Source organism: Candidatus Avoscillospira sp. LCP25S3_F1 (assembly GCF_052117125.1).
Taxonomy (GTDB): domain Bacteria; phylum Bacillota; class Clostridia; order Oscillospirales; family Oscillospiraceae; genus Avoscillospira_A.
Map to the genome: position 1 here is coordinate 117,166 of NZ_JBQKJT010000009.1, position 14,893 is coordinate 132,058.

Genomic DNA, 14,893 nt, shown 5'->3' on the forward strand with positions numbered 1-14,893 from the left:
CATGGAGGGAGTTTATGGCAGAGACACAAGGCGTTCAGTCGCTGGACCGAGCATTTGAGATTCTGGAACATCTGTGTGCTGTACCCGAGGGACTGGCGATTCGAGATTTGGTGGCACAGACCAAACTGAATAAAAGCACCATTCACCGAATGCTGCAGGCTATGATGCAGCGCGGCTATGTGCGGCAGGAGCCGGTCACTGGACGGTATTACATGACAACGAAACTCTGTACGCTTAGCAGCATGATTGTAGACGGATTGGATTTGGTGCGGGTGGCACGGCATCCCATGGAGCAGCTGAGCCAGCAATTGCAGGAGACGGTACACCTGGTGATTCGCGAAGACACAGACATCGTCTATGTACATAAGGTGGAAGCGGTGTCCCACTCGGTCCGAATGGCGTCGCAGATTGGAATGCACCGGCCGTTGTATTGTACGGCCAGTGGGAAAGCGATGCTCAGCTATATGACGGAGGAACAGGTGGCTTCGATTTGGCAGCGGAGTAACGTTCAGGCCTATACGGCAGCCACCATTGTTTCGCTGCCGGAGCTGCAACAGGACTTGGCAGAGTGCCGGAAACGGCGGTATGCATTGGATTTGGAGGAAAATGAGCCGGGGGTTCGCTGTATGGCCACGGCGATTCACGACCATATGGGAAAGGTATGTGGTGCACTGTCCGTCAGCGTTCCGCAGCAACATCCGCTGTTTCACGACATGGAGCAGTTAACGCAGCCGCTTTTACAGGCGGGCAGTACAATCGCAGGAATGATGGGATATTTCGGGTCAATGTGATTGGAACTTCTTTTCGGAGTGATTTACAACAGAGCACAAGTCAAATCAAGCAATGACAGACCGATACGCCGGCACAGAATTTTCATGTGCCGGCGTATCGGTCTGTCAAACGTCTATACCTGGGAACCCGGCTGCGCTGCAAGCGCAGTTGGGTTTCTAGACAAATTGAGGGCCCGCACCACTTGGTGCGGGCCCCATGTGTTATTTGCCGGAATGCGTTTGAATTTACACCTCGTAGAGGGCCTTCAGACGCATCAGATGCTCGTAGCGCTCCTTGGCCAGCTCCTCGGACTTGGCGAAGAGCTCGGTGGCACGCTCGGGGAAGCTGCGGGTCAGGGAAGAGTAGCGGGCCTCGTTCATCAGGAACTCCTGGTAGCCGCCAGCGGGCTCCTTGGAATCCAGGGTGAAGGGGTTCTTGCCCTCGGCCTTCAGAGCGGGGTTGTAGCGGAACATGTTCCAGTAACCGCAGTCGACGGCACGCTTCATTTCCTTCTGGCAGTTCTGCATGCCGCCCTTGATGGAGTGCATCTCACAGGGAGCATAGCCGATGATCAGGGAAGGACCGTTGTAGGCCTCAGCCTCCGCAATGGCCTTCAGGGTCTGAGCGGGATCAGCGCCCATAGCCACCTGAGCAACATAGACGTAGCCATAGGTCATGGCAATCTCGGACAGGGACTTGGACTTGATGTCCTTACCGGCAGCGGCAAACTGTGCCACCTGGCCGATGTTGGAAGCCTTGGAAGCCTGACCGCCGGTGTTGGAGTACACCTGGGTGTCGAACACGAAGATGTTCACATCCTGGCCGCTGGCCAGCACATGGTCCACGCCGCCGAAGCCGATATCGTAGGCCCAGCCGTCGCCGCCGAAGATCCAGACGGACTTCTTGGCCAGGTACTCCTTATCCTGCAGGATCTCCTTAACGGTATCGCAGCAGACGTCGGACTCCAGGTTGGCGATCAGAGCCTTGGCAGCGGCGCCGTTGGCCTTCAGATCGGTCATGGTGTCCAGATAGTTCTTGCACAGGGTCTTGCGCTCCTCGTTGGAGGTCTTCTTCATAACCTCTCTGACCTTCTCAGCCAGACGGTTGCGGATGGCGGCCTGACCCAGCAGCATGCCGTAGCCGTGCTCGGCGTTGTCCTCGAACAGGGAGTTGGACCAAGCGGGGCCCTTACCCTCGAAGTTGGTGCAGTAGGGGGAGGTAGCAGCGGGGCCGCCCCAGATGGAGGAACAGCCGGTGGCGTTGGAGATGTACATGCTCTCGCCGAACAGCTGGGTCACGAGGCGAGCGTAGCTGGTCTCGGCGCAGCCGGCGCAGGAGCCGGAGAACTCCAGCATGGGCTGGAGGAACTGGGACTCCTTGACGTTCTTGCTGGAGCCCATGTCGGCCTTGGGAGCCACCTTGGCAACCAGGTAGTTGAAAGCGTCCTGCTGAGCCAGCTCCTGCTCCTGAGGAACCATCTTCAGGGCCTGAACCTTCTCGGGGCAAGCGCCTGCACAGACGCCGCAGCCCATGCAGTCCATGGGCGAAATGCCAATGGCGAAGGAGTAAACACCCTTGCCCTTGCCGGCCTTGATGGGCACGATCTTGGTGGAGGCGGGAGCGTTCTTGGCCTCCTCCTCGGTCAGAGCGAAGGGACGGATGGCAGCGTGAGGACAGACATAGGCACAGTTGTTACACTGGATGCACTTGTTGGAATCCCAGGTGGGAACCATAACGGCAACGCCGCGCTTCTCGTAGGCGGAAGCGCCCTGCTCGAACTGGCCGTCCACATGGTCGACGAAAGCGGAGACAGGCAGGCTGTCGCCGTTCATGTTGGCAACGGGCAGGGTGATCTCCTTGACCATCTTGACCAGCTCGGGCTTGCCTTCCAGCTTGTGCTCCACAGGAGCGTCGACGGCATTGGCCCAGTCAGCGGGCACGTCGATCTTGACGAAGGCGGTGGCGCCGGCGTCAATGGCCTTCCAGTTGGTTTCAACGACATCCATGCCCTTCTTCAGGTAGGACTTCTTGGCGGCTTCCTTCATGTACTCAATGGCCTGCTCCTGGGGCATGACCTTAGCCAGGGTGAAGAAAGCAGACTGCAGGATGGTGTTGGTACGCTTGCCCATGCCGATCTGAGCGGCCAGATCGATGGCGTTGATGGTGTACAGCTGGACGTTGTTCTCAGCGATATAACGCTTGGTCTCAGCGTTCAGGTGATGAGCCAGCTCCTCAGCGCTCCACTGGCAGTTGATCATGAACACGCCGCCGGGCTTGACGTCGTTGACCATCTTGAAGCCCTTGGTGACGTAGGAGGGGTTGTGGCAGGCGACAAAGTCGGCCTTGTTGACGTAGTAAGGAGCACGGATGGGGTGATCGCCAAAGCGCAGGTGGCTGATGGTCACGCCGCCGGTCTTCTTGGAGTCGTACTGGAAGTAAGCCTGCACGTACTTGTCGGTGTGGTCGCCGATGATCTTGATGGAGTTCTTGTTGGCGCCGACGGTGCCGTCGCCGCCCAGACCCCAGAACTTGCACTCGATGGTGCCCTCAGCAGCGGTGTTGGGGGCAGCGGTCTCGGGCAGGCTCAGGTGGGTGACATCGTCCACGATACCGATGGTGAACTGACGCTTGGGCTCGTCCTTCTTCAGCTCGTTGTAGACAGCGAACACGGAGGAGGGAGGAGTATCCTTGGAGCCCAGACCGTAACGACCGCCGACGATGGTAGCCTTGCGGCCGGCGTTGGCGAAAGCGGTCACGACATCCAGGTACAGGGGATCGCCCAGAGCGCCGGGCTCCTTGGTGCGGTCCATGACGGCGATCTTGGTAGCGGTGGTGGGGATGGCAGCCAGCAGCTTGTCGGCGCAGAAGGGACGGTACAGACGGACCTTTACCAGGCCGACCTTCTCACCGTGGGCGTTCATGTAGTCGATGACTTCCTCGGCCACGTCGCAGAAGGAACCCATGGCGATCAGAACGCGGTCCGCGTCGGGAGCGCCGTAGTAGTTGAACAGCTGATAATCGGTGCCCAGCTTGGCGTTGATCTTGCCCATGTACTCCTCGACGATGGCAGGCAGAGCGTCGTAGTACTTGTTGCAGGCCTCACGATGCTGGAAGAAGATATCGCCGTTCTCGTGGGAACCGCGGGTGTTGGGATGCTCGGGGTTCAGAGCGTGCTTGCGGAACGCGTTGACGGCGTCCATGTCGCACATCTCCTTCAGGTCCTCGTAGTCCCAGATGGCGACCTTCTGGATCTCATGGGAGGTACGGAAGCCATCGAAGAAGTTCACGAAGGGGACGCGGCCCTTGATGGCGGCCAGATGGGCCACGGGAGCCAGGTCCATGACCTCCTGCACGTTGCCCTCAGCCAGCATAGCAAAACCGGTCTGACGGCAGGCCATGACGTCGGAGTGGTCACCGAAGATGTTCAGGGCCTGAGCGGCAACAGTACGGGCGGAAACGTGGAACACGGTGGGCAGCAGCTCACCGGCGATCTTGTACATGTTGGGGATCATCAGCAGCAGGCCCTGAGAAGCGGTGTAGGTGGTGGTCAGGGCGCCGGCGGCCAGGGAGCCGTGCACGGTACCGGCAGCACCGGCCTCGGACTGCATCTCAGCCACCTTGACGGTGGTGCCGAAGATGTTCTTAACGCCCTGGGCGGCCCACTGGTCGACGTAGTCAGCCATGGGGCTGGAAGGGGTGATGGGGTAGATGCCCGCCACTTCGGTAAAAGCGTACGACACATAGGCCGCAGCGTTGTTACCATCCATGGTTTTAAAATGTCTGGACAACTTGATATACCTCCTAAAAGTATAGTAATCTCAATCGAATACATTCTAGCACACTTTTTCCCGGCTGTAAATTGTGATTTATAAATTAATATTTTTTTATCGACCTAATAGATAATTTGACGGCTGGCGGCGAACATTGGTACATGATGGAAGAACTGTGAAAAGACAAACCGGCGGCCCATCATGCTTTCGGAGTTGGCCAAGGAACAGGCAGCCGCACGCCAAAGCATACAGGAGCATGCCGATGTAAGTGTTCGCGCTGAAGGCATTGGGACCGCGGTGCGGTTTTTACTGCCTGTCATTGCAATTTCAGCGGGTCTGTTGTATAGTAAACCATGTATTCTGGGTGCTGTGCGCCCAAGAGGGGGGAACTGTATGCTGTGCAGCGTCCGTTCCCTGGGCCTGACGGGTCTCAACGGCTACGAGGTTCAGGTGGAATGCTATATTTCCAACGGCCTGCCGGGATTTGATGTGGTGGGTCTGCCCGACGCCGCCGTCAAGGAGGCACGGGACCGGGTCCGGGCCGCGGTCAAAAACTGCGGCTTCCGTTTTCCCGTCAGCCGCATTACGCTGAATCTGGCCCCGGCGGGCACCAAAAAGTCCGGCACCATCTATGATTTGCCCATTCTGCTGGGCATTCTGGCGGCCACAGACTGCGTCAAGCTGCCGTCGGAGCCGTCGGCGTTTTTGGGGGAGTTGAGCTTGGAGGGGGGCTTGCGGCCGGTGGAAGGCGTGTTGCCCATGGCCATGGCGGCCCGGGATGCCGGTATCAAGGCGCTGTATTTGCCTGCCGCCAATGCCGCTGAGGCCACCCTGGCCGACGGCCTGACGGTGTACCCGGTGGAGACGGTCCGGCAGCTGGCGGCCCATCTGCGGGGCGAACAGCGGATGGAACCGGCCCCGGTGTGGACGCCGGCCCCATCGGCGGGAACCCATCTGGACTATGCCGACGTAAAAGGGCAGCAGGGGGGCAAACGGGCGTTGGAGGTGGCAGCCGCAGGCGGACACAATATCCTGCTGGTGGGGCCGCCGGGCTCCGGCAAGAGTATGCTTGCCAAACGACTGCCGTCGATTCTGCCGGATATGACCCGGACGGAGTCCCTGGAGGTCACCAAGATTCACTCCATCCTGGGACTGGTGCAGCCGGAGTCGCCCTTGGTGACGGAACGGCCCTTCCGCAGTCCGCATCACACCATTTCTCCGGCGGGACTCAGCGGCGGCGGCACCACCCTCCGGCCCGGTGAAATCTCCCTGGCCCATCGGGGCGTTCTGTTTCTGGATGAGCTGCCGGAGTTTCGCAAAGACGCCCTGGAGGTGCTGCGCCAACCGTTGGAGGACGGTGTGGTGACCATTTCCCGCGTCAGCGGCACCGTATCATATCCCAGCGAGTTTATGCTGGTGTGCGCCATGAATCCCTGCAAATGCGGCTGGTACGGCGATCCCGGCGGCCGCTGCACCTGTTCCCGCCAGTCGGTGCGCAGCTATCTGAGCCGCATCAGCGGGCCGCTGCTGGACCGAATCGACATTATGGTGGAGATTCCGGCCCTGCCCTTCACGGACCTGACGGGAGAAGAACGGGCGGAACCGTCGGCGGCCATCCGGCAGCGGGTCAACGACGCACGGAAGCGGCAGCAGGACCGGTTTGGACCGGGGGAGCACAGCTGCAATGCCCAAATGGGACCGGCAGAGCTGCGGGAGTTTTGCCGTCTGGACGAGGCTTCCGCATCGCTGATGCAGGCGGCCTTTGAACGGCTGGGGCTGACGGCCCGCAGCTATGACCGTATTTTGAAGGTGGCCCGGACCGTGGCCGACCTGGACGGCAGCGAATCGATTGGACCCCAGCACATTGCCGAGGCCATTCGCTACCGGACGTTCCGTTTTGATGGAACGCAACCATAACCAACGGAAGGAATTATGACTATGAACGAGATTTTTCTGCTGAAGCTGGGCGAGGTTGTGCTGAAGGGCCTCAACCGCTTTTCCTTTGAAAATAAACTGAAATCCAATATTGCCCGCCGGATGCGGCCTTACGGCAGTTTCAATGTCCACATTGCCCAGTCCACCATCTACGTGGAGCCGCAGAACGATGACTGCGATGTGGATGGCGCATGGGATGCCTGTCATACGGTGTTCGGCATCGCCGCTATTTGCCGGTGCCGCCCCTGTGAGAAGAACCTGGACGCCATTTTCCAGGCGGTGGAGGACTATCTGGGTGATGACCTCTCCATGGCCCGGAGTTTCAAGGTGGAGTCTAAGCGGGCCGACAAGCGGTTCCCAATGACTTCCATTCAGCTGTCCCAGGAGATCGGCGGCCGGATTGCCGAGGCGTTCCCTCAAGTGGCCGTAGATGTTCACAACCCGGACTATACAGTGTATGTGGAGGTCCGGGAGCAGGCGGCCTATGTCCACGGTCCCGCCGAGCCCGGCGCCGGTGGCCTGCCTACGGGTATGGGCGGCCGGGCCGCGGTACTGCTGTCCGGCGGCATCGACAGCCCTGTGGCCGGTTATATGATTGCCAAGCGGGGCGTGGAAATTGAGTCCATCCACTTCTTCTCCTATCCCTATACGTCCGAGCAGGCCAAGGAAAAGGTGCTGGAGCTGGCCCGGCTCATGACCCGCTACAGCGGCCGGATGACCGTCAATGTGGTGGGCTTCACCAAAGTGCAGGAGGTCATCCGGGACCAGTGCCCCGAGGAGTATTTTACCATTATCATGCGCCGTTTTATGATGCGCATTGCCGAAAAAATTGCCCGGCAGGACGGTTGCAAGTGTCTCGTCACCGGTGAGAACCTGGGCCAGGTGGCCAGCCAGACCATGGAGGCCATGGCCGTCACCGGCGCTGTGGTGGATATGCCGCTGTTCCATCCGCTGATCGGTATGGATAAAAAGGATATCATTGCCATTGCTCAGAAAATCGGCACCCTGGAGACGTCCATTCTGCCCTATGAGGACTGCTGCACCGTCTTTACGCCCCGGCATCCCAAGACGAAGCCCTCTCTGCGGGAGGTGGAAGCCATCGAGGCCAAAATGGATGTGGAGGGTCTGGTGGCCCACGCCATCGAGAATACGGAGAAAGTGACGGTGCGATACCATGGCGGCGGCAACGGCTGAATCGGTGGTGGCCGCCCTGAAAGCGGCGGAGAAGACCGTGGCCACAGCGGAGTCCTGTACCGGCGGTCTCCTGGGCAAGCTGCTGACCGATGTGGCAGGCAGCTCCGCCGTCTACCCCGGCGGCGTCATCAGCTACAGCTGTGCCGTGAAACACCGCTATCTGGGCGTGGACCAACGGGACCTGGATACGCTGGGTCCGGTGTCCAAGCCGGTGGCCCGGCAGATGGCCGAGGGCATCCGGGCGGGCATGAAGGCTGACTTCGGCATCGGCATTACGGGGCTGGCAGGCCCCGATTCCGACGAATCCGGTCGCCCGGTGGGGCTGGTCTATGTGGCACTGGCCGGAGAAGGGTGGACCATCTGCGAGGAACTCCACCTGTCCGGCGACCGGACAGCCATCCGGCAGGCAGCTTGTGAACGGGCCTTGGCTCTGCTGGCCGACGCCCTTTAAATAATGGAATCTAACAAAAAGAACCGTGCAGTTCAGTTCGACTGCACGGTTCTTTTTTACGATTATTCGGTTGTGGTGGTGGTAGCGGTGGGATCGTAGTTGACGATGATTCCCATTCCCTGGAGCTTGCTCACATCGGTCACCGGATCGCCGAAGGCGTCCACCTGCACCAGATTATTGCAGCTGGTCAGGGGACTTAAATCACTGACCTGATTATAGTCGATGTTGACATAGTTGAGGATGGGCAGATTGCTGAGACCCGACACACTGGTGATGGTGTTGTGGGCCACGGAAATATGCGTCAACGATGCGGCGGCGGAGAAGTCCGGCAGGGAGACGATGGCATTATAGTCGGCTTTCAGGGTCTGTAGAGACGAAAGCTTCGCCAAGGGGGACAGGTCCACCACTGTGTTGTTGCACACGTCCACCGTCTCCAGGGCGGTGCAGGAGGCCAGGGGGGCCAAATCCACCAGCTTGTTCTGCTTGGCCAGCAGGGAGGTCAGAGTTGTTTTGTTGCTCAGGGGCGATAGACTGCTGACCTGATTGCCGGTAATATCCAAGGTCTCCAGGGCTTCCATGGAAGCCAGGGGGGCAATGGTGGTCAACGTGTTGGAGCTGAGATTCAGCGATTTGAGGGCTGTCAGACTGCTGAGGGAGGAAATGTCGGAAATGACATTGCCCGACAGGTCCAAAGATTCCAACGTGACCAGGGGGGACAGGGCCGACACATCGGTGAGGGTGCAGCCGCTGAGCGACAGCGTCTTGAGCTTCGGCAGCTGGGCGATGGCCGACAAACCGCCGGAGGAAACGGTGCAGCCCGACAGATTCAGCGTTTCCAGATTGGTCAGATTGGAGAGAATGGAGAAATCCATGCCATAGGCGTCGTGGATGGTCAGAGAGGTGAGACCGGTGCAGTGCTCCAGATCGGAGAGATTCCGGACGTCGCCGTTCAGCTCCAACGTGGTCAGAGACCACAATTCGTTGGTCATGACGGGGGTGCCGTCCTCCTTACCCAACATCTGCCGGACGACGCTTTCCACAGCCTCATCGGCAAAGGTGGCCTCCTCAATGACACCGCCGATGGTGTAGGTACCGGTGACGGCTTGGCTGACCAGACCGTCCTCGGAGACCACAATGGCGACCACCGTTGTTTCACCGGCGGGCAGATGGATCGGCTCTGTGTACAGCTCATCGTCCATGGAGGGATAGCAGCCCTGGGTGGACAGATAGGCATTGTGGCCGGAATAGGACAGGGATACGTCGATATATTCGGTGTAATAGCCCGGTTCCGGCTGCAAAACGGGGGCGTCGGGCCGCAGCTCCTGCAATTGGGCGCGGATTTCCTCGTTTGCCGTCCGGGTCAGCATCTGGTCGGCGTCCAAGAGCTTGTCTTGGGCGACATAGACCCGGGACAGGGCCAGATACAGGTCCAGTTCACTGGGATTGGCAGTGATGGCGGTGACCAGGGTGTACTCGGCCTTGGTGAAATTTCCGGAGCCCTCATAGGCCTGGGCCAGCTTCAATGCAAGTTCCGGGTTGTCGGAGGAGACAATACCGGCCCGACGGTAGTTGGTGACGGCGCTGGAGTAATTGCCTTCGGCCAGGGCGGCGTCGGCGCGGTTCATGAAAAACTCCTGGGTGATATCGGGGCGGAAGACCAACAGGAACAAAATGGCTCCGGCCAACAACAGCACCACCAGCAGGATGGGGATGATGATTTTCAGCAAACGCTTCATAATGCAGCTCCAATCCAATATAAACTCCATATCATTATACCTGCATGGTGGAAACGTGTCAAGTTACGGCGCCGGAACGCAGAACGGGACGCCGCATCGTTGCGCGGCGTCCCAGATGACGACTATTTTCTCTCGGCCAGGGGGATATAATCCTGATGGGTGAAGATGGCGCGGTAGGCCGGACGCATGATGCGGCCGCTGGTCATGACCTCTTCGATGCGGTGGGCGCACCAGCCGGTGATCCGGGCCATGGCAAACAGGGGGGTAAACAGTTCCTGCGGGATGCCCAGCATGGTGTAGACCAGACCGGAGTAGAAGTCCACATTGGCGCACATGACTTTCTTTTTGCCGGTGACCTCGGCGAAGAGGTCGGGACTTAGCCGCTCGATGGACTCCAGCAGCTCAAATTCCTCCAGCAGACCGGTCTTTTCGGCCAAAGAACGGGCATACTTTTTCAGCAGCGTGGCTCTGGGGTCGGAAATGGTGTAGATGGCGTGGCCCATGCCGTAGATAAGGCCGGAACCGTCGCCGGCTTCCTTGCGCAGAATCTTACGCAGATAGTCGGATACTTCGTTGTCGTCTTTCCAGTTTTTCACGTTGGCCTTGATTTCGGAAAACTGAGTCATGACCTGATTGTTGGCGCCGCCGTGCTTGGGGCCTTTCAGGGAACCCACTGCGGCGGAGATGGCCGAATAGGTATCGGTGCCCGTGGAGGACAGGACGCGGCAGGTAAAGGTGGAGTTGTTGCCGCCGCCGTGCTCGGCGTGGATCACCAGGCACAGGTCCAGGAGCTTGGCCTCCTCATCGGTGTACTTCTGGCTGGGGCGGATGGCCCGCAGGAAGTTCTCGGCGATGGACAGGCCCTTGACGGGGCGGTGCAGATAGAGGCTTTTGTCGTTGAAATAGTGCTGCCGCGCCGCATAGGAATGGGCGATGATGATGGGGAACCGGGCGATCAGCTGGGAGCACTGGCGGACCATGTTCTCCAGAGAAGTCTCATCGGGGTTGGGGTCCGAGGAGTAGAGGGCCAGGACCGCGCGGCCCAGCTGGTTCATGATATCCCGGGAGGGATGCTTGAGGATCATATCCTCGGTGAAGTTATCGGGCAGGGCCATGTTGTCATAGAGGAAGTTCTGGAACATGTCCAGCTCCTCAGCATTGGGCAGGCGGCCCAGCAGCAGCAGAAACGCCGTCTCTTCAAAACCGAAGCGGTTTTCCTTGCGGTAACCCTCTACCAGCTCCGAAACCTCGTAGCCGGCATAGGAGAGGTGACCTTCCATGGGAATCCGCTCGCCGTCGAGAATGGAGTAACCGAGGACGTTGCCCACTTTGGTGTAGCCGATCATAACGCCGGTGCCGTCGGCATTGCGCAGACCACGCTTAACATCCACATTATCCCGCATCATTCTGGACAGGGCTTCCGAGGTGTTGCGGTCGATCCCGGCGAAAAGGCTGCGCATATACTCACGATTTTTTTCAGAATATGCAGTATTGATGTCCATGTGCTTCATCCTCCTTGAAATTTGAATACAGTATAACAGATAAATATCAGTCCGTCAACGTCATAATTGATAGAATTAAAACAAATATTGCAAAAATATTTTATCTGATAAAGAAATAAAAGAAAAGAAATGAATAATTCTGAAATGCAACTTGCAAAATGGAGGGAAATGCTATGAGACGAGCGATTTCTGCAGGATGTCTTGCAGCCCTGGGGGTGTGGTTGGCGGCGGCGGTTCTGACGGCCTATGAGACCGTGACGGCGCCCCGGGAACCAACGCCGGAGCCGGTGGTTATGGAGCCGGCGCCATCCGCAACCGCCGAAACCGCCGACGGGTCACAGTCCGTCCGGCTGTCCACGGCGGACGGTGTGGAGACGGTGTCCCTGGACGACTATCTGACAGGGGTGGTGATGGGGGAGATGCCGGCATCTTTTCCCCAGGCGGCCTTGGAAGCACAGGCGGTAGCGGCCCGGACGTTTACCTGCAAGCAGATGCTGGGGGGGAAGCATGACGGGGCAGACGTCTGTGACGACAGCGGATGCTGTCAGGCATATCTGTCGCCGGAGACGGCGGCGGAACGAATGGGCACGGAGTACGATGCTATATATAATAAGGTAAGAGCGGCGGTGGAAGCCACCGACGGCCAAGTGCTGACCTACGACGGCGCGCTCATCGACGCGGTTTATTTCTCCTGTTCCGGCGGCGTCACCGAGGACGCCGTGGCCGTCTGGGGGAATGAGGTGCCGTATCTCCAGTCGGTGGAAAGCCCCGGCGAGGAGGACGCGCCGCCCTATGAGGACGTGGTTTCAGTGGAGCGGGAGGTGTTCCGCCAAACCGTGGAAGCGGCGGGAGCCGTTTTGCCGGAGGACGGGGGACAGTGGTTCGGAACGGCTGTGCGCAGCAGCGGCGGCGGGGTGGAGACGGTGGAAATTGGCGGCGTGACCTTTACCGGGACCGAAGTCCGCAGTCTTTTCAACTTGCGGTCCACCCGGTTTTCCGTAACGGTAGGGGCGGAGACAGTGGATTTCTATACCCGGGGGTATGGTCACCGGGTGGGCCTGAGCCAGTACGGGGCGGCGGCCATGGCCGAGGAGGGCAGCAAGTGGCAGGAAATTTTGCAGCACTACTATACCGGCGTGGACATTGTGGACATGGAGACGGTACTGCCGTAGGAGCGCGGCAACTGCCAAACGGGCAGCAAAAACGCAGCAAATCTTCTTTAGTCAAGACTTACTGCGTTCAATGGCTGCGGATGGACGGCCAGTATTCAGTTTTGGGCAGTTCTGCAAGGTAAACAGCGCAATCAAGGTGAATTTCAGGCTTACAAGCAACCAATGTGCATTCGTAAAATATTTTGTAAAAAAAGAATAATTTCCTTTTCGTTTTCAAATATCCATTGATCAATTAGCTCGGATTCCTCAAGCCACGCCTGCGGATAATTGAAATCAGTTTGATATGCTGCATCATGATAATCATGGTTGCCCAAAACATACATTTTACTGAGTTCTTCGCTGGGTGCAAACTGATGTAAATACTCTATCGTTTTATGAATTGCCTCTCGTTCCGCTGCTTCGTAATAAGTCCAAACACCGCTTCTCAAGGAGGTCCCCATCCAGGAGGACAATTCTAAAAATGCAACAACAAAGCCGGGCTTTTCGTGCATATTAGATAATTGAATAAACAAATCTGACTCAATCAGATAAAACTCTTCCGGAGCAATCGAGATGCTCTTTTCAATTAACTTTTGCATATCCATCCCAGGTTCTTCTCCTTTGCAATTTCTGATTACTCATGCTGGTTTGTAGTTTATTGTATCATGTTCAAACCATAAACTCTAGCGGTTTCCCTTTTATTTTACAGGATGGCGGGAAACGGTCGATTCTCTTGTTTGCGTTACTTTAAAAGTATTGATGACAGAAGCAAAAAAATCCATAGAGACTGTGGCCTTTCCAGATTCCTCTTTACAGGCCGTGGTTTTTCCGGTATAATTGTTCCAACTATGTGCAAAGTGAGTGTGTGAGTACCATGATTCAATTTGAGGAGTATAAAGGAAAACTGACGGCGCTGAAGCCCAAGCTGGACGAGCTGGCGGTCTCTCTGAATCTGGAGGCCGACGGCGAGGAGCTGGAGCGGCTCCACGCACAGATTGAAGCCCCCGGTTTCTGGGACAATCAGGAGCTGTCCCAGAAGGTCATGAAGCGGGCCCGTCAGCTGGAGACCAAGGCTGAGCGCTACCAGAAAATGTGCACCAACTGGGAAGACCTGCTGACCATCTGCGAGATGGCGCTGGAGGAGAACGACGATTCCATGCTGGAGGAATTGACCACCGGCTATGAGGCCCTGGAGACGGCCATGGAGAGCGCCCGCCTGGAGACGCTGCTGACGGAGGAGTACGACGCCTACAACGCCATTGTTACCCTCCATGCCGGCGCCGGCGGCACCGAGGCTCAGGACTGGGCGCAGATGTTGTTCCGTATGTATACCCGTTGGGCCGAGCGCCATGGCTTCTCCTGCAAGACCCTGGACTACCAGGACGGCGATGAAGCCGGTATCAAGAGCGCCACCATCATGATTGAGGGCCCCAACGCCTACGGCTATCTGCGCAGCGAACACGGCGTCCACCGCCTGGTCCGGGTGTCGCCCTTCGACGCCAACGCCCGCCGTCAGACGTCTTTTGCCGCCGCCGAGGTTATGCCGGACCTGCCCGACGACTGCACCGATGTGGAAATCCGTCCCGACGAATACGAGATGCAGGTGTTCCGTTCCTCCGGCGCCGGTGGTCAGCACATCAATAAGACGTCCTCCGCCGTCCGTCTGATTCACCACGCTACGGGCATTGTGGTGTCCTGCCAGACAGAGCGCAGCCAGTTCCAGAACAAGGAATCCTGCCTCCGCATGCTGCGAGCCAAGCTCATCGAGCTGAAAATGCAGCAACATGCCGAGAAAATTTCTGATATCAAAGGTGTGCAGCTGAAAATCGAATGGGGCAGCCAGATCCGGTCCTACGTCTTCATGCCCTATCAGCTGGTCAAGGACACCCGCACCGGTTACGAGTCCTCCAACATCAACGCCGTCATGGACGGCGATCTGGACGGTTTCATCAACGCCTATCTGACCTGCGCCGCCACCAACACCTGGGTCACCAAATAACGGGAAAGTCGGGATTTCCCCTTGCTTTTTGAAATTTGGTGTGGTATGATAATCCATGCGAAAAAATGAACGGCTGGCGCAGTCCGCCGATGATTGGAGGAAGTTATGAGCGTTCCCGCGATTTTAGTCACCATCGTTCTGATTATCAGCGCTGTGCTGCTGATCCTGGCCGTTCTGGTGCAGTCCGGTAAGAGCGAGGGCCTGTCCGGCACGCTGGTGGGTTCTTCTGCCGCTGAGTCCTTCCTGGGCCAGAACAGAAGCCATACCTGGGATGCCAAGGTTGCCCGTGCCACCAAGTGGCTGGCCGGCATCTTTGTCGTGTGTGCCTTTTTGCTGAACCTGCTGTAAGGCATCGAATCATGAATGGATAAAAAATCTCCGGCA

The 14,893-nt window shown here is 58.0% G+C and carries 11 protein-coding genes; 7 read left to right on the forward strand and 4 right to left on the reverse strand.

All coding sequences use genetic code 11. The annotated features are described in order from the left end of the window. The first annotated feature begins 14 nt into the window (after nt 1-14). Nucleotides 15-791, forward strand: a complete 777-nt coding sequence (locus ACTQ33_RS09965; protein ID WP_441464356.1) for an IclR family transcriptional regulator — start codon at nt 15-17, stop codon at nt 789-791. A gap of 225 nt (nt 792-1,016) precedes the next feature. Here ACTQ33_RS09965 and nifJ read toward each other — a convergent pair whose 3' ends face one another. After that, complete coding sequence (nifJ, locus tag ACTQ33_RS09970; RefSeq protein WP_441464358.1) at nt 1,017-4,559, reverse strand: pyruvate:ferredoxin (flavodoxin) oxidoreductase; 3,543 nt, start codon at nt 4,557-4,559, stop codon at nt 1,017-1,019. 375 nt (nt 4,560-4,934) lie between these two features. Here nifJ and ACTQ33_RS09975 point away from each other — a divergent pair, with 375 nt between their 5' ends. From ACTQ33_RS09975 to ACTQ33_RS09985, 3 genes are read left to right on the forward strand one after another with little or no spacing between them, the layout of a single operon-like run. Continuing rightward, nucleotides 4,935-6,458 (forward strand): YifB family Mg chelatase-like AAA ATPase, encoded by a 1,524-nt coding sequence (locus ACTQ33_RS09975; RefSeq protein ID WP_441464360.1) that lies wholly within the window; start codon nt 4,935-4,937, stop codon nt 6,456-6,458. Between the two features lie 21 nt (nt 6,459-6,479). Then, the gene (gene thiI, locus ACTQ33_RS09980; RefSeq protein ID WP_441464362.1) at nt 6,480-7,670 is read left to right on the forward strand and encodes a tRNA uracil 4-sulfurtransferase ThiI; all 1,191 of its coding nucleotides are present in this window, start codon (nt 6,480-6,482) and stop codon (nt 7,668-7,670) included. Then, entirely contained in the window at nt 7,651-8,121 is a 471-nt protein-coding gene (locus ACTQ33_RS09985) for a CinA family protein (RefSeq protein WP_441464363.1), read from the forward strand. Before thiI ends, ACTQ33_RS09985 begins: the two co-directional genes overlap by 20 nt. Nucleotides 8,122-8,183: 62 nt before the next feature. Here the strand turns inward: ACTQ33_RS09985 and ACTQ33_RS09990 are convergent, their stop codons facing one another. Together ACTQ33_RS09990 and ACTQ33_RS09995 are read right to left on the reverse strand one after the other, a co-directional pair. Then, the gene (locus tag ACTQ33_RS09990) at nt 8,184-9,857 is read right to left on the reverse strand and encodes a leucine-rich repeat domain-containing protein (protein ID WP_441464365.1); all 1,674 of its coding nucleotides are present in this window, start codon (nt 9,855-9,857) and stop codon (nt 8,184-8,186) included. Nucleotides 9,858-9,979: 122 nt separating this feature from the next. Continuing rightward, the gene (locus tag ACTQ33_RS09995; RefSeq protein WP_441464367.1) at nt 9,980-11,359 is read right to left on the reverse strand and encodes a citrate synthase; all 1,380 of its coding nucleotides are present in this window, start codon (nt 11,357-11,359) and stop codon (nt 9,980-9,982) included. Nucleotides 11,360-11,532: 173 nt separating this feature from the next. Between ACTQ33_RS09995 and spoIID the strand changes: the two genes are divergently transcribed. Then, nucleotides 11,533-12,531, forward strand: a complete 999-nt coding sequence (gene spoIID / locus ACTQ33_RS10000) for a stage II sporulation protein D (RefSeq protein WP_441464369.1) — start codon at nt 11,533-11,535, stop codon at nt 12,529-12,531. Nucleotides 12,532-12,680: 149 nt separating this feature from the next. On the opposite strand, the gene ACTQ33_RS10005 is transcribed toward spoIID, so the two are convergent. After that, nucleotides 12,681-13,115, reverse strand: a complete 435-nt coding sequence (locus ACTQ33_RS10005) for a hypothetical protein (protein ID WP_441464371.1) — start codon at nt 13,113-13,115, stop codon at nt 12,681-12,683. Between the two features lie 269 nt (nt 13,116-13,384). Here ACTQ33_RS10005 and prfB point away from each other — a divergent pair, with 269 nt between their 5' ends. After that, entirely contained in the window at nt 13,385-14,509 is a 1,125-nt protein-coding gene (prfB, locus tag ACTQ33_RS10010; protein ID WP_441464373.1) for a peptide chain release factor 2, read from the forward strand. A 105-nt stretch (nt 14,510-14,614) separates the two neighbouring features. Beyond that, nucleotides 14,615-14,857 (forward strand): preprotein translocase subunit SecG, encoded by a 243-nt coding sequence (gene secG, locus ACTQ33_RS10015; RefSeq protein WP_441464375.1) that lies wholly within the window; start codon nt 14,615-14,617, stop codon nt 14,855-14,857. Nucleotides 14,858-14,893: the final 36 nt, after the last annotated feature.